This window comes from Lentzea sp. NBRC 105346, assembly GCF_030269605.1.
Taxonomy (GTDB): Bacteria; Actinomycetota; Actinomycetes; order Mycobacteriales; family Pseudonocardiaceae; genus Lentzea.
This window is the reverse complement of record NZ_BSTQ01000010.1, coordinates 1-20,274: the sequence shown is the minus strand read 5'-3', so window position 1 is coordinate 20,274 and position 20,274 is coordinate 1. Positions and strand designations below refer to the sequence as shown.

Annotated in this window: 7 protein-coding genes; all 7 read left to right on the top strand. The window is 71.4% G+C overall.

The window, feature by feature from the left end; all coding sequences use genetic code 11:
• Positions 1 to 8: 8 nt before the first annotated feature.
• The 7 genes from QSK35_RS21560 (at position 9) to QSK35_RS21530 (ending at position 19,718) form a co-directional block, all read left to right on the top strand.
• Positions 9 to 7,871, top strand: a complete 7,863-nt coding sequence (locus QSK35_RS21560) for a non-ribosomal peptide synthetase (protein ID WP_285748967.1) — start codon at positions 9 to 11, stop codon at positions 7,869 to 7,871.
• On the top strand, positions 7,868 to 14,857 hold the full coding sequence (locus QSK35_RS21555) for a non-ribosomal peptide synthetase (RefSeq protein ID WP_285748965.1): 6,990 nt from the start codon (positions 7,868 to 7,870) through the stop codon (positions 14,855 to 14,857). The genes QSK35_RS21560 and QSK35_RS21555 overlap by 4 nt, the downstream gene beginning before the upstream one ends.
• 16 nt (positions 14,858 to 14,873) lie before the next feature.
• A complete protein-coding gene (locus QSK35_RS21550) occupies positions 14,874 to 15,842 on the top strand; it encodes an ATP-binding cassette domain-containing protein (RefSeq protein ID WP_285748963.1) in 969 nt (322 codons plus the stop codon).
• On the top strand, positions 15,839 to 16,624 hold the full coding sequence (locus QSK35_RS21545; RefSeq protein WP_285748961.1) for an ABC transporter permease: 786 nt from the start codon (positions 15,839 to 15,841) through the stop codon (positions 16,622 to 16,624). Before QSK35_RS21550 ends, QSK35_RS21545 begins: the two co-directional genes overlap by 4 nt.
• Positions 16,625 to 16,664: 40 nt before the next feature.
• Complete coding sequence (locus QSK35_RS21540; RefSeq protein WP_285748959.1) at positions 16,665 to 18,602, top strand: ABC1 kinase family protein; 1,938 nt, start codon at positions 16,665 to 16,667, stop codon at positions 18,600 to 18,602.
• 97 nt (positions 18,603 to 18,699) lie between these two features.
• On the top strand, positions 18,700 to 19,188 hold the full coding sequence (locus tag QSK35_RS21535; protein ID WP_285748957.1) for a DUF3995 domain-containing protein: 489 nt from the start codon (positions 18,700 to 18,702) through the stop codon (positions 19,186 to 19,188).
• Positions 19,188 to 19,718, top strand: a complete 531-nt coding sequence (locus QSK35_RS21530; protein WP_285748955.1) for a hypothetical protein — start codon at positions 19,188 to 19,190, stop codon at positions 19,716 to 19,718. The genes QSK35_RS21535 and QSK35_RS21530 overlap by 1 nt, the downstream gene beginning before the upstream one ends.
• Positions 19,719 to 20,274 lie beyond the last annotated feature (556 nt).

Here is a 20,274-nt window from a genome sequence, read left to right as displayed (position 1 = left end):
GCAGAAAGATGACGAAGGCCGGCCTGGCGGACGTGCTGCCGCTCTCGCCACTGCAGGAAGGTCTGCTGTTCCACTCGCTGTACGACGAGCAGGGCGTGGACGTCTACACCGTTCAGTTGCTGTTCGACCTCGAAGGCGCATTGGACGCCACCGCGATGCGCGCGGCGGCCGGCGCGCTGCTGCGCAGGCACCCGAACCTGCGGGCCGCCTTCCGCTACGAGAAGCTGAGCCAGCCCGTGCAGATCATCCCGCACGAGGTCGATGCGCCGTGGTCGGAGATCGATCTGTCCGATGTGGACGATGCCGCGAAAGAGATGGACCGGCTGATCGCGGAGGACCGCGCGACCCGCTTCGACCTGACCCGGCCGCCGTTGCTGCGCTTCACGTTGTTCCGCCTCGGGCCCGACCGCCACCGGCTCGTGCTGACCAACCACCACATCCTGATGGACGGCTGGTCCATGCCGATCCTGGTCTCCGAGCTGTTCGACCTCTACGGCCGCCGGGGCGACGAGTCCGGGTTGCCGCCGGTGACGCCGTACAAAAGCTACCTGGCCTGGCTCGCCCGCCAGGACCGGCCGGGCGCCGAACGGGCCTGGGCCGCCGCGCTGGACGGACTGGCCGAGCCCACGCTGATCGCCCCGGACGCCGGATCGCCCAGTGGCATCGCCCCCGAGTACCACACGGTCAAGCTGGACCGGGCCGCGACGAGCCGCCTCATCGGGCAGGCCCGCGGTCACGGCCTCACCATGAACTCCGTCGTGCAGGGCGCCTGGGCGCTGCTGCTGGGCCGCCACGCCGGACGCGACGACGTCGTCTTCGGCGCCACGGTTTCGGGCCGGCCGCCGGAGATCCCGGGCATCGAGTCGATGGTCGGCCTGTTCATCAACACGCTGCCGGTGCGGGTTCGTATGCCCGCGGCGCAGTCCTTCGCCGACGCGGTGCGGCAGGTGCAGGACGAGCAGTCACAGCTGATGGCCCACCAGCACCTCGGGCTCACCGCGGTGCAGGCGGCGGCCGGGCACTCCACGCTGTTCGACACGATCGCGGTGTTCGAGAACTACCCGCTGGACCCGGCCGCACTGCACGCCGAGGCGGGTGGCATCCAGGTCACCGGCGTCACCGCCGTCGACGCCACGCACTACCCGCTCGCCCTGATCGCCGGCGTCGAGGACGGCGAGCTGGTGCTGCGCCTGGACTATCGGCCCGAGGTCGTGTCCGGCGACACCGTGCACCGGCTCGGCGCGCGGCTGCTGCACCTCTTCGAGACGCTGTCGGACAACCTCGACCGGACGGTCGGGCGGATCGACGTGCTCACCACGGCCGAGACGCGCCGGATCGTCGAGGAGTGGAACGACACCACCGGCGCCCGTCCCTCCCCGTACGTCTCTATCGTCGCGGCGTTCGACCGGCAGGTCGCCCGCACGCCGGACGCCACCGCGGTGGTGTTCGAAGGGACGCGACTGTCCTATCGGGAGCTTGACGAGCAGGCGAACCGGCTGGCGCACCTGCTGATCGCGCACGGCGCGGGACCGGAACGGTTCGTCGCGCTGGCGATGCCGCGGTCGGCGGAGATGGTCGTGGCGCTGCTGGCCGTGCTCAAGTCGGGTGCCGCGTACGTGCCACTGGACCCGGATTACCCGGCCGAGCGCCTCGCGTACATGATCGCCGACGCCAAGCCCGCCCTCGTCGTCGGCACGGGCGGCGCGCTCGGACCGGATCTCGGTATCGAACAGGTCCGGCTGGACGACGAGGAGACGCGCGCGGCCCTCGCGAAGCTGCCCGCCGCGCGCCCGTCCGTCCCGCTGCGGCCGGAACATCCCGCATACGTCATCTACACCTCCGGCTCGACCGGCCGCCCCAAGGGCGTGGTGATCCCGCACGGCAACGTGCTGCGCCTGCTGTCGTCGACCGACCACTGGTTCCACTTCGGACCCGATGATGCCTGGACCCTGTTCCACTCCTACGCGTTCGACTTCTCGGTCTGGGAGCTGTGGGGCCCGCTGCTGTACGGCGGCAAGCTCGTCGTCGTCCCGCACTCGGTGAGCCGCTCCCCGGAGGAGTTCCTGCGCCTGCTCGCCCGCGAGCGCGTCACCGTGCTCAACCAGACGCCGTCGGCGTTCTACCAGCTCATGCAGGCCGACCGCGAGAACCCGGAGATCGGTCGTGACCTAGCGCTGCGCTACGTTGTGTTCGGCGGCGAGGCGCTGGACCTGTGGCGGCTGTCCGACTGGTACTCGCGGCACCGCGACGACGCGCCCGTGCTGGTCAACATGTACGGCATCACCGAGACGACGGTGCACGTCAGCTATCGCGCGCTGGACGAGCGCACCGCCGCCGGCAGCCAGGGCAGCATGATCGGCGGGGCCATCCCCGATCTGCGCATCTACGTGCTCGACAGCGGCCTGCGGCCGGTCCCGCCCGGTGTGGCGGGGGAGATGTACGTTGCGGGAGAAGGACTTGCCCGCGGCTACCACGGTCAGCCCGGCCTGACGTCGCACCGGTTCGTCGCCGACCCGTTCGGCGCGCCCGGCACGCGGATGTACCGCACCGGCGACGTGGCGAGGTGGACGGAGGACGGCGATCTCGAGTTCGTCGGCCGTGCCGACGAGCAGGTCAAGATCCGCGGGTTCCGCATCGAGCTCGGCGAGATCGAGTCGGTGCTCGGCGGGCACGCGAGTGTCGGCGACGTCTCCGTCATCGTGCGGGAGGACCAGCCCGGCGACAAGCGGCTCGTGGCATACGTCGTGGGTGGCGCGGCGGACATCCCGGCGCTGCGGGCGCACGCCGCGGCCGCGCTGCCGGAGTACATGGTGCCCGCCGCGTTCGTCGTGCTGGACGCGCTTCCCTTGACCCCCAACGGAAAGCTCGACCGCAAGGCGCTGCCCGCGCCGGAGTTCGCGTCCGCGCAGAGTGGCCGTGCGCCGCGCACTCCTGCCGAGGAGATCCTGTGCGGCCTGTTCGCCGAGGTGCTCGGTGTGCCGTCGGTCGGCGTGGACGACAGCTTCTTCGACCTGGGCGGCCACTCGCTGCTGGCGACCCGGCTGGTGAGCCGGATCCGGTCGACCCTCGGCGCGGAACTGTCCATGCGGGCGCTGTTCGAGGCGCCTACCGTCGCTGCCCTGGCGGCCGAGCTGACCAAGGCCGGCGGCGCCCGCACCGCGGTGCGCCCCATGGACCGGCCGGACCGCGTGCCGCTGTCGGCAGGCCAGCGCCGCCTGTGGTTCCTCAACCGCTTCGAGGAGCGGTCGGCGACCTACAACATGCCGCTCACCCTGCACCTGCACGGCGAGCTGGACACCGACGCACTGCGGGAGGCGCTCGCCGACGTCGCGGGACGGCACGAGACGCTGCGCACCCGGTTCCCGGACATCGACGGCACCCCGCACCAGGAGATCGTCGACGACGCCCGGCCACAACTGTTCGTCACCCGCGTCGCGGAGTCCGAAGTGGACAGCGCCGTCGCCAAGGTCGCCGAGCAGGGCTTCGACCTGGCGACCGACCTGCCGGTGCGCGGGCACCTCTTCACCTTCAGCGAGCGCGACCACGTACTCGTGCTGGTCATGCACCACATCGCGGCCGACGGCTGGTCGTTCGCGCCGCTCGCCCGCGACCTCGCCACGGCCTACGAGGCACGCCACGCCGGCCGGGCGCCGCGCTGGGAGCCGCTGCCCGTGCAGTACGCGGACTACGCGTTGTGGCAGCACGAGATGCTGGGCGACGAGAACGACCCGGACAGCGTGGTCGCGCGCCAGCTCGCCTTCTGGCGCAACGCTCTGGCGGGCATCCCGGACCAGCTGGAGCTGCCCGCCGACCGCACGCGGCCCGCGGCCACCGACTTCTCCGGCGGGTGCGTGGAGTTCGAGCTCGGCCCCGAGCTGCACCGCCGCCTGCTCGATCTCGTCCGCGGCACGCGGTCCAGCATGTTCATGGTCCTGCAGGCCGCGCTCGCCGCACTGCTCACCCGCGTCGGCGCCGGCACCGACGTGCCGATCGGCACCGCGATCGCGGGCCGGACGGACGACGCGCTCGACGAGCTGGTCGGGTTCTTCATCAACACGCTGGTCCTGCGCACCGACACCTCCGGCGACCCGACGTTCCGGCAGCTGCTGGACCGCGTGCGGGAGACCGACCTGGCCGCGTACGCGCACCAGGACGTGCCGTTCGAGCGGCTGGTCGACACGCTGAGCCCGGACCGGTCGCTCAGCAGGCACCCGCTGTTCCAGGTGATGCTCACCGTCGAGAACAACCCGGCCGCGGACTTCGAGCTGCCTGGGGTGAGCGTCACGCGGCGCGACCCCGGCGTCACCACCTCGAAGTTCGACCTGTCGTTCGGCTTCGAGGAGCGGACCGGCGCGGACGGTGTGCTGGAAGGCGTGCACGCCACGATCGACTACGCGCTCGACCTGTTCGACGAGCAGACCGTCGCGGCGCTCGGCGCCCGCCTGGTCCGCGTGCTGGAGGCCATGGTCGCCAAGCCCGACAGCAAGGTCAGCGAGGTCGAGCTCCTGGACGCGGCCGAGCGCGAACGCGTGCTGGTCGAGTGGAACGGCGCGCGACGCGACGTCCCGGTGGTCACGTTGCCGGAGCGGTTCGAGGCGCGCGTGACGGCGGACCCGTCGGCCGTCGCGGTGATCTGCGGTACGGAAACCGTGTCCTACGGCGAGCTCAACGCCCGCGCGAACCGTCTCGCCCGTGTGCTCGCCGAGCGCGGCGCCGGGCCGGAGCGGTACGTCGGCATCGCGCTGCCGCGGTCGATCGACATGGTCGTCGCGTTGCTCGCGGTGCTGAAGTCCGGTGCCGCCTACCTGCCGGTCGACCCGCAGTACCCGGCGGAGCGCATCCAGTTCATGCTCGCGGACACGGCGCCCGAGCTGTTGCTGACCTCCTCCACCACGGAGCTGCCCGAGCTCTCGACCGATGTGCCGCGGTTGTTCCTGGACGACCCGGCGGTCGTCGCGGACATCGCGGCTCGCCCATCAGACGACATCGAAGGCACCGTGCGGGCCGGCAGCCCGGCGTACGTGATCTACACGTCCGGTTCGACCGGCAAGCCGAAGGGCGTGATCATCGAGCACGCCGCCCTGTCCGCCTACCTCGCCTGGACGTCGGCGAAGTATCCGAGCACCACGGGCCTGACCGTGCTGCACTCGCCGATCTCGTTCGACCTCACGGTGACCGGCCTCTACACCCCGCTGGTCGCGGGCGGCACGGTGCTGCTGTCCGCGCTCGAGGACGACGAGCAGGTGCGGGAAACGTTGGCGGGCAACGAGTGCACGTTCCTCAAGGCCACGCCGAGCCACGTCGCGCTGCTGTCCGCGTTGCCGGACGAGTACTCGCCGAGCGGACATCTGTTGCTGGGCGGCGAGATGCTGCTCGGCGAGTCGCTGTCCGGTCTGCGCGCCCGCAAGCCGGAGCTGACGGTGCTGAACGTCTACGGACAGACCGAGACGACGGTGAACTGTGCCGAGTACCGGATCGAGCCGGGCGCGGACATCCCCGCCGGCGCGCTCGCGGTGGGCAGGCCGTTCGACAACATCGACGTCTACGTCCTGGACTCGTCGCTGCGGCCGGTGCCGCCGGGCGTCACCGGTGACGTCTACGTGGCCGGCACCCAGACCGCCCGCGGTTACCTCAACCGGTTCGCGCTGACCTCGGAACGGTTCGTGGCCAACCCGTTCGGCCCGCCCGGATCGCGGATGTACCGCAGCGGCGACCTGGCCAAGCGCCGGGCGGACGGCAACCTCGTGTTCATCGGCCGCGCCGACGACCAGGTCAAGGTGCGCGGCTTCCGCATCGAGCTCGGTGAGATCGAGTCCGTCGTGGCCGGTCACCCCGAGGTCGACAGGGCGTCCGTGATCGTCCGCGAGGATCGGCCGGGTGACAAGCGGATCGTCGCGTACCTGGTCGGAGCGGGCGTGGACGTGGCGCGGGTGCGCGAGCACGCCGCGGCCGCGTTGCCGGACTACATGGTGCCCACGGCGTTCGTCGTGCTCGACGAGCTTCCCCTGACCCCGAACGGAAAACTCGACCGCAAGGCGCTCCCGGCGCCCGACCTCACCCCGGTCTCCACCGGCCGCGGCCCACGCGACGAGACCGAGCGAGTCCTCTGTGGACTATACGCCGACGTGCTCGGCCTCGAGTCCGGCGCGGTCGGGATCGACGACAGCTTCTTCGAGCTCGGCGGCGACAGCATCGTCTCCATCCAGCTCGTGAGCCGGGCCCGCAAGGCCGGGCTGGTGATCACGCCGCGCAGCGTGTTCGAGTGCAAGACAGTCGCCGCGCTCGCCGCCGTCGCGACCACCCTCGACACCGTCGTCAGCGAGGGCCCGGACCAAGGCACCGGCCCTGTCGGCCTCACGCCGGCGCTGCACCGGTTCCGGGAGCGCGGCGGCCCCATCGCCCGGTTCAACCAGTCGATGCTGCTGCAGGCGCCCGCGAACCTGGACGCCGACGGTTTGGTCGCCGTCGTCCAGGCGGTGCTGGACCGGCACGACGCGCTGCGGATGCGGCTGAGCCGGGACGACACCGGTTCGCAGTGGCAGCTGGAGATTCCCGAGCCGGGCACGGTGCCCGCCGCCGAGTGCGTGCGCCGGGTGAGCGTCGAAGGCCTCACCGGGACCGCGCTGCGCGAGGCGATCTCGGCGCACAGCGACGAGGCGTGGGACCGCACCGATCCCGAGACGGGCCGCATGCTGCAGGTGGTGTGGTTCGACGCCGGTCCCGGCATCGCGGGCCGCGTGCTCGTTGTGGCGCACCACCTTGTGGTGGACGGCGTGTCGTGGCACATCATCACCGACGACCTCGCTGCCGCGTGGGACGCCGTCAGCGCGGGACGCGAGCCCGAGCTGCAACCGGTCGGCACCTCGTTCCGGCGCTGGGCCGAGCACCTCGTCGCCCAGGCCCACGATCCGGCCAGGATAGGCGAGCTCGCGCTGTGGACCGAGATCGCGGAGGAGTACGACCCGCTGCTCGGCGAGCGCCCGCTCGACCCGACGCAGGACACGATGGGCACGGTCCGCTTCGTCACCGAGACGCTGCCGCCGGAGCTCACCGCCCCGCTGCTGAACGTCCTGCCCGCCGCGTACCAGGCGGGTGTCAACGACGTGCTGCTCACCGGCCTCGCGCTGGCCGTGGCGCAGTGGCGGGCGCGTCGCGGCGAGGACGAGACCTCCTCGGTCATGGTCGATCTCGAGGGCCACGGCCGGGAGGAGGTGAGCGTCGGCCGGCCGGTCGACCTCTCCCGCACGGTCGGCTGGTTCACCAGCCGGTACCCGGTGCGGCTCGACCCCGGCGGCGCCGACGCCGGCCAGGCGATCAAGCGGGTCAAGGAGCAGCTGCGACGCCTGCCGGACAACGGAATCGGCTACGGGCTGCTGCGTTACCTCAACCACGACACCAGGACACAGCTGGCGGACCTGCTGGATCCGCAGCTCAGCTTCAACTACCTGGGCAGGTCGTCGGCGGGCGGCGCGGCGCGGCCGTGGACCGCGGTGACCGACGCGGACACCGTGGCGGGCGCGGATCTCGCGGGCAGCAGGCCCGATCCGGCGACGCCGCTGACGCACACGTTGTCGATCAACGCGATCACCGAGGACCACCCCGGCGGCCCGCGCCTGACCGTCATCTGGTCGTGGCCGCGCACCCTGCTCACCGAGCCGGACGTGCGGGACCTGATGGCCTGCTTCGCCGACGCGCTGCGGGGTCTGGCCGCGCACGCGGAGTCCGGCGGCGCGGGCGGACTGACCCCGTCGGACGCCGGGCTGGTGTCCGTGACCCAGGACCAGATCGACCGGTTCGAGTCCCGGTTTGTAACCGAGGACGACGACGAGGACGACGACGAGTTCACCGATGAGTGGGAGAGTGCGCAGTGAACCGGTCGAGCGTCGAGGACGTCCTCCCGCTGTCCCCGCTGCAGGAGGGGTTGCTGTTCCAGACGTTGCTGGACACCGAGGGCGAGGACCTCTACGTGTCCCAGCTGCTGATGGACATCGAGGGCCCGCTGCAGGCGGGCGTGCTGCGCCAGGCGGCGAAGTCGTTGCTGCGCAGGCACGCCAACCTGCGGGCCGGGTTCGAGCACGACGGTCTCGCCGAGCCGGTACAGGTCATCCCGCGCAAGGTCACCGTGCCGTGGCAGCAGGTCGACCTGTCCACAATGGACGGGATGACGCAGGAGTCGGAACTGGCGGCGCGGCACGCCGCGGACCGGGCGACGCGGTTCGACCTGAGCGACCCGCCGTTGATGCGGTTCAGCCTGTTCCGCCTGGCTCCCGGCCGGTTCCGGCTGGCGCTGTCCAAGCACCACCTGCTGCTCGACGGCTGGTCCATGCCGATCGTGGTGCGCGAACTGTTCGAGCTGTACGGGGCCGGTGGCGACGAGAGCTGCCTGCCGCCGGTCACCCCGTACCGGAACTATCTCGCCTGGATCGCCCGGCAGGACAAGGCGGTCGCGCACGAGGCCTGGGGCACCGCGATGGCCGGGCTGGACGAGCCGACCCTGCTGCTGCCGCGTGATCCCGGTGCGACGAAGGGCCGGCCGCAGACGTTGATCCGGGTGGTGTCCCCGGATCTGGCCGAGCAGGTGCACCGCTGTGCCCGCGCTCGCGGCCTGACGGTCAACACGCTCGTGCAGGGCGCGTGGGGCCTGCTGCTCGGTGTGCTCACCGGGCGTTCGGACGTGGTGTTCGGCAGCACGGTGGCCGGCCGCCCGCCGGAGGTCACCGGCATCGAGTCGATGGTCGGCCTGTTCATCAACACGCTCCCGGTGCGGGTGCGGTGGGGCATGGACGAACCGATCATCGATGTGCTGAACCGGTTGCAGGGTCAGCAGTCCGAGCTCATGCCGCACCAGCACGTGAGCCTGGCCGAGGTCCAGCGGATGGCCGGCCACCAGCGCCTCTTCGACACCGTCACGGTGTTCCAGAACTATCCGGTCGAGTCGGACGACGACACCGCCACCATCGGCGGGCTGCGCATCCGCGGCGTGCCCGCCAAGGACGGCACGCACTACCCGCTCAGCTTCGCCGCGGGCGTGGCGGGCCGGGAGCTGCAGCTGCGGCTGGCCTACCGGACGGACGTGTTCCGCCCGGACCACATCCAGTCCACAATGGACCGACTGGTGCGAATCCTGGCCGCGCTCGTGGCCGACCCGGACCGCCCGGTCGGCCGGATCGACGCGCTGTCGGCGGACGAGCGCGAGCAGATCCTGCGGACGTGGAACGACAGCACGGCCGAGGTGCCGGACGCGACCATCCCCGGCCTGTTCGAGGCCCAGGTCCGGCGGAACCCCTCGGCGGAGGCGCTCGTCTTCGGCGACACGTCGCTGACCTACCGCGAGCTCGACGCGCGGGCGAACCGGCTGGCGCACGCGCTGGTCGAACGCGGCATCGGCCCGGAGGCGATCGTCGCGGTGGCCGCGGGCCGCTCGATGGACCTGATCATCGCGCTGCTGGCCGTCGGCAAGGCCGGCGCCGCCTATCTGCCCGTCGATCCGGACTATCCGGCGGACCGGATCGCCTACATGCTCGAAGACGCCCGGCCCGCGCTGGCACTCGTCGACGACGGCGCCGACGCGATCATCGCCGGACTGTCGGACGTGCCCCGGCTCGCGCTGGGCACGACGGATGACCACCCCTCCACCAGGCCGGCGAACGTCGGCCTCGTCACGGCACATCCCGCCTACGTCATCTACACCTCGGGCTCCACCGGACGGCCCAAGGGTGTCGTGGTGTCCCACGCCGGCGTGGCGAGCCTGGTGCACACCCACCTCAGCCGGCTCGGTGTCGGCCCCGGCACCCGCACGTTGCAGTTCGCGTCGCCGAGCTTCGACTCCGCGTTCTGGGAGATCGCCATGGGGCTGTTCAGCGGCGGCACCCTGGTGCTCGCGACGCCCGACCAGATGGCGGCCGGCGAGCCGCTGTCCGCGGTGCTCCGCGACCACTCGATCACCCACGCCACGCTGCCACCGGTCGTGCTGGCGAACACGCAGGCCGATCCCGACCTGGTGCCCGGTGTTCTGGTCACCGCGGGCGAGGCGTGCTCTCCCGAACTGGTGCAGCGCTGGGCCCCAGGCCGCACGATGATCAACGGGTACGGCCCCACCGAGACCACCGTGGCGTCGACGGTCAGCGGGCCGCTCGTGCCCGGTGGCACGCCACCGATCGGCAGCCCGGTGACGAACCTGCGTTGCTACGTCCTCGACGCGGGACTGCGGCCCGTTCCGCCGGGTGTGCCGGGCGAGCTGTACGTCGCCGGCAAGGGCCTCGCGCGCGGCTACCTCAACCGGCCGGCGCTGACCGCGCAACGCTTCGTGGCCAACCCGTTCGAGGACAACGGCGTCCGGATGTACCGCACCGGCGACGTGGTGAACTGGACCGCGGACGGCGAGCTGACGTTCGTCGGCCGGGCCGACGAGCAGGTGAAGATCCGCGGCTTCCGGGTGGAGCTCGGCGAGATCGAGTCCGTGCTGGCGGCCGACCCCGTGGTGGACCAGGCCTGCGTGATCGCCCGCGAGGACCGGCCGGGTGATCGGCGCCTCGTCGGCTACGTCGTCGCCGAATCCGGTGCGACGGTCGACACCGCCGCGCTGCGCGCCAGCGTGGCCGAGGTGCTGCCCGACTTCATGGTGCCCGCCGCGCTGGTCGTGCTCGACGAGTTCCCGTTGACCGCCAACGGAAAGCTCGACCGCCGGGCCCTGCCCGCTCCCGACCTGTCGGGCGTGAACACGGGACGTGGCCCGGAGACGCCCGAGGAGGAGACGCTCTGCGGCCTGTTCGCCGAGGTGCTCGGGCTCGACGAGGTCGGCGCCGAGCAGAGTTTCTTCGACCTCGGCGGACACTCGCTGCTGGCGACCAAGCTGGTCAGCAGGATCCGCTCGGCGATGGGCGTGGAACTGGCCATCCGCACGCTGTTCGAGGCACCGACCGTCGCCGCGCTCGCCGAGTGGCTCGGCCGCGACGCCGACGACTCCGACGTCCGGCGGGCGCTCGAGGCCAGGCCGCGCCCGGAGGTCGTTCCGCTGTCGTTCGCGCAGCGCAGGCTGTGGTTCCTCAACCGGATGGGCGGTCAGGCGGCCGCGTACGCGATGCCGGTGGCGCTGAGCCTGACCGGCGACCTCAACCGCGCCGCACTGCGCGACGCGCTGTCCGATGTGGTCGGCAGGCACGAGGCGCTGCGCACGGTCTTCCCCGAGGGCAACGACGGCGCACCGCGTCAGCTCGTGCTGACCGGGCACGAGATCGAGCTCTCCATCACCGAAATCGGCCGCGGCGACGTGGACGCCGCGATCGCCGAGGCGGCGGCCGTCGGGTTCGACCTGACCACCGAGCCACCGCTGCGCGCGCACCTGTTCGCGATCGGTGAGGGCGAGCACGTGCTCGTCCTGATGCTGCACCACATCGCGGCCGACGGCTGGTCGATGGCCCCGCTGGCGCGCGACCTGACCGAGGCCTACACCGCCCGCGTCGCGGGCAAGGCTCCACAGTGGACTCCGTTGCCCGTGCAGTACGCGGACTACGCCCTCTGGCACCACGAGCTGCTCGGCGACGAGAAGGATCCCGACAGCGTCATCGCGACCCAGCTGGCCTACTGGTCGGCGCAGCTGGCCGATGTGCCGGACCAGCTCGACCTGCCCGTGGACCGGCCCCGGCCGGCGACCGCCGACCACCGCGGCGGCCGCGTGCCGGTGCGCATCGACGCGCGGACGCACGCCCGGCTCACCGAGCTGGCGCGCACCAGCTCCGCCAGCCCGTTCATGGTGCTGCAGGCCGCGTTCGCCGCGCTGCTCACCAGGCTCGGCGCGGGCGCCGACATCCCGATCGGCACCCCGGTCGCCGGCCGGACCGACGTCGCACTCGACGACCTGGTCGGCTTCTTCGTCAACACGCTCGTGCTGCGCACCGACACCTCGGGCGACCCGGCGTTCCGCGAGCTGCTCGGCCGGGTCCGCGACACCGACCTGGCCGCGTACGCCCACCAGGACGTGCCGTTCGAACGGCTCGTCGAGGTGCTCAACCCGCGCCGCTCGCTCGCCAGGCATCCGCTGTTCCAGGTGATGCTCACGCTGCAGAACAACAGCGAGGGCACGCTGGAACTGCCGGGCCTGCGGGCGGAGGCGCACCCCGCCACGGGCGGCGCGGTGAAGTTCGACCTGTCCCTGAGCATGGCCGAACAGTCCGACGGCATTGACGGAATGCTGGCCTACCGCAAGGACCTGTTCGACGACAGCACGGCCGAGCGGATCGCCACCTGGTTCGCCCGCTTGCTGGCGGCCGCGGTCGCCGACCCCGACCGGCCGATCGGCGACCTCGAGCTGCTCGACGCCGAGGAGTACCACGAGGCCGTCGTCAAGTGGAACAGCGCGGCGCACGACGTGCCGATCGTGCCGGTTCCGGATCTGTTCGAGGCACAGGTCGCCCGTACGCCCGACGCGATGGCGGTGACCGGCGCCGGCACGGCGTTGCGGTACCGGGAGCTCGACGAGCGGGCGAACGCCTTGGCGCACCTGCTCGTCGGCCGGGGCGCCGGGCCGGGCGAGATCGTCGCGCTCGCGTTGCCGCGGTCGGTCGACCTCGTCGTCGCGCTGCTCGCGGTGCTGAAGTCCGGTGCCGCGTACCTGCCGCTGGACCCGGACCACCCGGCGGAGCGACTCCGCTACGTGCTCGACGACTCGGCGCCCGCGTTGCTGATCAGCGCCGGGGATCGGGCGCCCGAGACCGATGTGCCCGTGTTGTTGTTGGAGGACATCGATCTCAGCGGTCAGCCGGTCACCGCGCCGGACCGCACCGCGTTGCGCCCGGAACACCCGGCCTACGTCATCTACACCTCCGGCTCCACCGGCAAACCCAAGGGCGTTGTCGTGGAACACCGGTCGGTGGCGGACTATCTCGGCTGGACGGCCGCCGCCTACGCGAGCGCCTCCGGTGGTGCGCTGCTGCACTCGCCGGTGTCGTTCGACCTCACGGTGACCGCCCTCTACACGCCGCTCGTGACGGGCGGCTGCGTCCACGTGGCCGCGCTGGAGGAGTCCGCCGAGACGGCCGCGGCGCTCGCCGCGGATCCGGTCACGTTCCTCAAGGCGACCCCGAGCCACCTGCCGTTGCTGACCGCGCTGCCGGAGGAGTACTCCCCGCAAGGGGAACTGCTGCTCGGCGGCGAGGCGCTGTTCGGCGAGGCGGTCGAACCGTGGCGCAGGCGGCATCCCAACGCGGACGTGGTCAACGTCTACGGCCCCACCGAAGCGACCGTCAACTGCACCCAGCACCGCATTCCCGCCGGCGCGCAGCTGCCGCCGGGGCCGGTGCCGATCGGCACCCCGTTCGCGGGCACCCGCGCCTATGTGCTCGACGCGCGGCTGGGTCCGGTGCCCACCGGGGTGCCCGGTGAGCTCTACATCGCCGGCGCCTCGCTGGCCAGGGGATACCTCGGCCGGCCGGACCTGACGGCGCAGCGGTTCACCGCCGACCCGTACGGTCCGGAGGGTGCCCGGATGTACCGCACCGGTGACGTGGCGCGCAGGCTGCCCGGCGGCGACCTGGTGTACCTCGGCCGCGCGGACGACCAGGTGAAGGTGCGCGGCCACCGCATCGAGCTCGGCGAGATCGCGACCGTCCTTCGTGGACTCGGCGGCGTGCGCGAGGCCGTCGTGCTGGTCCGGGAGGACCGGCTGGTCGCCTACGTCGTCGGCACGGCCGAACCGGACGAGCTGCGCGGTGAACTGGCCGGGCAGGTGCCCGACTACATGGTGCCCGCGGCGATCGTGATGCTGCCCGCGCTTCCGTTGACCCCCAACGGAAAGCTGGACCGCAGGGCGCTGCCCGCTCCCGACTTCGCCGGCCGGGCACGGGGACGTGCTCCGCGCACCACCGTCGAACGGGTGCTGTGCGAGCTGTTCGGCGAGGTGTTAGGTCTCGGCACTGTAGGTATTGATGACAACTTCTTCGACCTGGGCGGGCACTCGCTGCTCACCATCCGCCTGGCGGGCCTGGTCGCGGAACGGCTCGGGGTGCGCATCGGCGTCATGGCGCTGTTCCAGACGCCGACCGTCGCCGAGCTCGCCCCGGTCGTCGAGAACCGGCCGGGGCGCCTGACTGGTGGAACATCGCTGATCCCGTTGCGCACCAGAGGTTCCCGTCCGCCGCTGTTCTGCGTCCATCCCGGTCTCGGCGTCGGCTCGGTGTACTCCGGGCTGCTCCGGTTCCTGCCCGACGACCAGCCCGTCTACGCCGTGCAGGCCAGGGGGCTCGTCGACGACGGGGAACTGCCGGGTTCGCTGCCGGACATGGCCGAGGACTACCTCCGGCAGATCCGGGCCGTGGCGCCGCACGGGCCCTACCGGCTGCTCGGCTGGTCGTTCGGCGGGCTCGTCGCGCACGAGATGGCGGCCCGGCTGCGGCGCGACGGCGCGGACGTGGAGCTCACGTTGCTCGACGCCTATCCCGCCGCACGGCGTGGTGACCGCGACCGCGATGAGTTCCTGCGCGGCCTGCTCACCGCCGCCGGGATCGACCCCGGCGACATCGAGCTCACCCACGAGAAGGTCGCCGCGGCGCTCGCGGAGTCCACGAGCGCGTTCGCGGCGTTCGACGTGGACCTGCTCGCGCGGGTCGAGCGGGTGGCCGCGAACAACGTCCGGCTGGCCGACGAGTTCGTCCCGCAGACCTATCCGGGCGACCTCCTGTTCTTCCAGGCCACGGCCGGGCGCGGACCGGACGCTCCCGAGGTGTCCGACTGGAAGTCCACTGTGGACGGACGGATCGAAGCGCACCAGATCGACTGCACACACGACGAGATGACCCAGCCGAAACCGCTGGCCCGGATCGCAGAGGTCCTGACCGGTAGCTCCCGGCCCACCCAGGTCTGACCCCGAGAGGTGAGAGATGGACTATGCGATCCAGGCGGAGGGACTCCGCAAGCGTTACGGCGACACCGAGGCGGTGGCGGGGGTCGACCTCGCCGTGCCCACCGGCACGATCACGGGCGTGCTCGGCCCGAACGGCGCGGGCAAGACGACCACCGTGCGCATGCTGGCCACGCTGCTGCGGCCGGACGGCGGACGGGCGGAGATCTGCGGCTTCGACGTGGTCCGGCAGGCCCGTGAGGTCCGGCACCGGATCGGTCTGACCGGCCAGTACGCGGCGGTCGACCAGAAGCTGACCGGCCGGGAGAACCTGCAGCTCATCGGGGTTCTGCAGCGGCTCGGCAGGCGCAACGCCAAGCAGCGGGCGGCCGAGCTGCTCGAGCGGTTCGACCTGACCGAAGCCGCGGACCGGTTGAGCGGCACCTACTCCGGCGGCATGCGCAGGCGGCTGGACCTCGCCGCCAGCCTGATCGCCGACCCCGCGGTGCTGTTCCTGGACGAGCCCACGACCGGGCTCGACCCGGTCAGCAGGCTCGACCTGTGGGCGATGATCCGGGCCGAGGTCGACCGCGGCCTGACCGTGCTGCTGACCACCCAGTACCTGGAGGAGGCCGACCAGCTCGCCGACCGGATCGCCGTGGTGGACAAGGGAGTCGTCATCGCCGGTGGCACCCCGGAGGAGCTCAAGCGCCAGGTAGGCGAGGAACGGCTCGACGTCACGCTGGCCCACGTCACCGACGGTCTCGCCGTCGCGAACGCGTTGTCGCGCGTGAGCAGCTCCGAGCCGACCGTGTCCCCGGACGGCCGGACGGTGTCGCTGACGCTGGCCGGCGGGGTCCTCGGCATCTCGACCGCGGTGTCCGCACTGCACGACGCCGGTGTCGAGATCGTCGACCTCGCGGTGCGCAGGCCCACGCTCGACGACGTGTTCATCGCTCTCACCGGCAACCGGCAGGTGGAGCCGACCCTGGAGAAGAGCCCCGCATGAACGAGGTCCTGACCGACTGGCGTGCCCTCGTCGGGCGTCACCTGCTGCACCTGCGGCGCATGCCGGACAAGCTGATCAGCGCCACGGTGCTGCCGATGGTGTTCGTGGTGCTGTTCGGCGTGCTGTTCGGCAGCGCGATCAGCATCCCGAACGGGGACTACCACGAGTTCATCATGGCCGGGATCTTCACCCAGGTGATGATCACCGCGGTGCCCAACACCGCGATCGGCATGCTGGAGGATCTGGGCAACGGGCTGGTCGACCGCTTCCGGTCCCTGCCGATGAGCCCGTCCGCGGTGCTCGTCGGGCGCACCGTGGGCGACACCGCGCTGCGGGCGATCACCTGCCTGGCCATGACCGCGGTCGGCTACGCCATCGGCTGGCGACTGCAGGGCGGGATCCTCGGCGCGCTCGCCGGGTTCGGCGTGCTGCTGTTGTTCGGGTTCACCATGGCGTGGCTCGGCGCGCTGCTGGGCATGCGGGTGCGCAGCCCGGAGGCCGCGTCGTCGTTGCCGTCGGTGCTGCTGATGCCGTTGATGTTCCTGTCCAGCGCGTACGTTCCGCTGGGCGGCCTGCCGGCGTGGCTGCGCGCGATCGCGGAGTGGAACCCGATCAGCGCGGTGGCCGGCGCGTGCCGGGCGCTGTGGGGCAACCCCGCCGCCGCGGGCGACAGCTTCGCCGCGCGGAACCCGATTCCGCTGGCGTTGCTGTGGCTGGCCCTGATCCTGCTGCTGGTCGTGCCGTCGGCCGTGCGCCGGTACCGCACCGCGGTCGCCGCCTGATCGACGTGTTTTCCGTACCCGCGCCGCTCGGTCCGGCACCATGAGCCCGGTGTTCGTCGTGCTGTTCGTCCTCGGGACCCTGGCCGCCGTAGCGGTGCTCGCCGCGCTCGCTCGCAAGCTGCTCGGCTTGCGGGTGGGCGTGCTCAGAACCCTGGTCGCGGGTGGACTGGGCCTGGTCGCCCAGACGCTCTTCGCGCTCGCTGTGCGGCCGACCGGCATCCAGCCGGTGCTGGTGAGCCTCCAGCTGGGCATCGCGATCCTGGTGGCGGTCATGTTCCTCGTGATCGCCGAGGCCGCGGTGCCGACCGGATCGCTGGGCTGGCCGGTCGACTGGGGCAAGGCGCTGTACCGGCGGTTCGCCCGCACCCGGAGGTACTCGCAGATCACCGGGATCGCCGTCCGGCACGGCCTCGGCCCGTACCTGTGGGGCCGGCGCCGGGCCCGGTCCACGGCCGGGCCGCACCGGCTGGCCCGGTCACTGCGTCTCGCGCTGGAAGAGGGCGGGGTCACGTTCGTCAAGCTCGGCCAGCTGATGGCGACGCGCGGCGACCTCCTGCCCGCCGAGTTCGTCGACGAACTGTCCCGGTTGCACAGCCGGGTCACCCCGGTGCCGTGGCCCGAGCTGAGCGAGCTGCTCGCCGAGGAGCTCGGCCGCCCGGCCGACGAGGTCTTCGCCGAGTTCGACGAGGAGCCGCTGGCCGCCGCCGCGGTGGCCCAGGTGCACCGCGCCCGGTTGCTCGACGGCACGGACGTGGTGGTGAAGATCCAGCGTCCCGGCATCCGCGCGGTGGTGAACCGGGACCTCGACATCCTCTCCAGGCTGGCGCGCAGCCTGGGCACGCGCACCCGCTGGGGAGCCGCGATCGGGATCAGTGAGCTCGCCGACGGCTTCTCCGTGGCACTGCGCGAGGAGCTGGACTTCCGGGTCGAGGTGCGCAACACGCTCGCCGTCCGCGCGGGCGGGCAGGACTCCCCGGTGGTGCTGCCCACCGTGCACGAGAAGCTGTGCACCGAGCGCGTGATGGTGCTCGACCGGCTGGACGGTGTGCCGCTGGGCGCGGACACGACGTTGTCCGCACTCGACGACGACAGCCGCGTGGCACAGGCCCGCGCACTGCTCACCTGTGTGCTGCGGCAGATCCTGGTCCACGGCGTCTTCCACGCCGACCCGCATCCCGGCAACGTGCTCGTGCTGTCCGACGGCCGCCTCGCCCTGCTCGACTACGGTTCCGTCGGCCGGCTCGACGCGGCGATGCGCGGGGCGCTGCAACGACTGCTGATCGCCGCGAACAGCGAGGACCCGGCCGCCCTGCGGGACGCGCTGCTCGAGCTGGCGGTGCCGGCCGAGGACGTCGACGAGATCAAGCTGGAACGCGCGCTCGGCCAGTTCATGGCGCTGCACCTGGGCAACGCCCAGGGCGGCCCCAACCTGGAGATCTTCGCCGCGCTGCTGCAGCTGACCGCGAAGTTCGAGCTGGCGGTGCCGCCCGAGGTGGCGGCGGTGTTCCGTTCCCTGATCACGCTGGACGGCACCATCGCCGCGATCTCGCCGGGGTTCAGCCTGATGAACGAGGCCAGGGCCAGCGCCACCGAGATCATGGCCGACCGGTTCACCGGTGACTCGCTGCGCCGCTCGATGACCGACGAGGCGCTCGCCGTGCTGCCCATGTTGCGCAGACTGCCCCGCCGCCTGGACCGCATCACCGGCGCGCTCGAACGCGGTCAGCTGTCCATGCGGATCCGGCTGCTGTCCGACGACGGCGACCGCAAGGCCGTGACCGGCATGCTCGACCAGGTCATCACGGCGTTCCTCGGCGGAACCACGGGCCTCATGGCGGTGTTGCTGCTGGGAGCGCCCGGCGGGCCGAAGATCGCCGACGACGTGTCCCTGTTCCAGGTGATCGGCTACAACCTCCTGGTGCTCAGCAGCGTGCTCGTGCTGCGCGTGTTGTTCGTCATGCTGCGCCGTGGCCGCTGAGAGACAGCTGAGAGCTGCAGGACGTTGCGATCGAAGCGCGGGACCATGAGGCCGCGCCCTAGTGTGGGTGTTGATCGGCCGTGATGAGAGGACATCGATGTTGGACAGCTCAGCGACTTCGACCGATCGCACGACCAACCCGTGGTTCGGCTACGCCACCGCGGTGTGGGCCTTCGCCTTCGCGGTGCTGCACGTGTACTGGGCGTTCGGCGGCGGATGGGGCCTGCCTTCGGGTTTCTCGGTGCCGGACCACACCGCGCTGTTCGTGATCGACGTGATCGCGGTCCCGCTGTGCCTCGGCGGTGGTGTCCTCGGCTTGGCCCTGGTCCGCCCGTGGGGCCTGCGTTTCCCGCGCTGGATGCGCCTCGCCGCGGCGTGGGCGATGGCCGCGCTGTGCCTGGTGCACTCGGTGCCGACCGTGGTGCAGGCCGGGCTCGTGCTGGCGCGCGGTGAGCAGGAAACCCTTTCGGTGCAGGAGAAGTTCAGCTTCTTCGGCTACGAGCCCTACTGGTTCGTCGGCGGCGTAGTCGTCGCCATCGCGGCACTGCTGCACCAGCGTGCCCATCCCCGACGAGAGGCTTCCTGATGCTGCTCGATGAGGTTCTACCCCGGTGGCAGTTCGACGAGCGGCACGAGGTCGAGGTGCCCGGTTCCGTGGACGTGCTCGGTGCCATCGAGCAGGTGACATGGGCTGAGGTGCCGTTGTTCCGGGCTCTGCTGTTCGCCGGTTCCCTGGGGCGGGTCCGGATGCCGTCCGATCGTCCTTTTCTGACCGACCTCACCAGTGGCGGGTTCACCGTGCTCGGGCGCGATGCCTCCGAGGTGGTGATCGGGTCCGTGGTCCGGATGGCCGGTCCCGCCGGATCGGTGCCGCTGGGGGACACGCCTGTCGAAGCGGCGGATCGCTTTCGGGCGGTGTCTGGACCTGGACATTACAAGGTGGCGTTCAACTTTTCCTTGGCCGACGGGACTGTGCGTACCGAGACCCGTGTGCTGACGACCGATGACGACACTCGGCGTCGGTTCTCCCTGTACTGGTTGCTGATTCGGTTGCCCAGCGGGTTGATTCGGGCCGAGTGGCTGCGGGCGGCTCGGCGGCGGGCTCGCGCGGCTTAGGGGGTTTGGGCTCCGGTGGGTGGGGGACGGCTGTCTGCCGGTTTGGATGGCGGGGCCGCGCTCGCTTGGCTTTCGTAGTGGGTTGGGAGTGCGGCGGGCGCTCGGTTTTGTTGCGGTCGCTGGTCCCATGGGGTTGCTGCCGGGTGCCGTTGTGGTCCGGTTGATCTTTGGTGGGGCTTCGTTGATCTTCGTGTTCGAACATGAGGTAAAGAAACGCTCGATGGTCACGCTCTCATCGGACATATCGAACAAGCGGAAGATCGTTGATCTTCGCGAGGGGAAGATTTGTGACGCTGGACGACGCAAATCTTCCCCTCGCAAAACGTGAGAGCGCTCCCAACAACGATCAAGCCCGCCCGCGAACGAAACGCCACCACGCACGGGACCGGCAGCCAAGCTGGCGACCACGCACGGACCGGCAGCCGAGGTGGCGACCACGCACCCAGAGTGGGGCGCGTCTGGTGGGCACGTACGGAACGCGATTGGGGCTTGACTTGGGGTGCGGTGTGGTAGCCCTTGTTGGGCCGGCAGATCGTGATCTGCCGGCGGAGCCGGC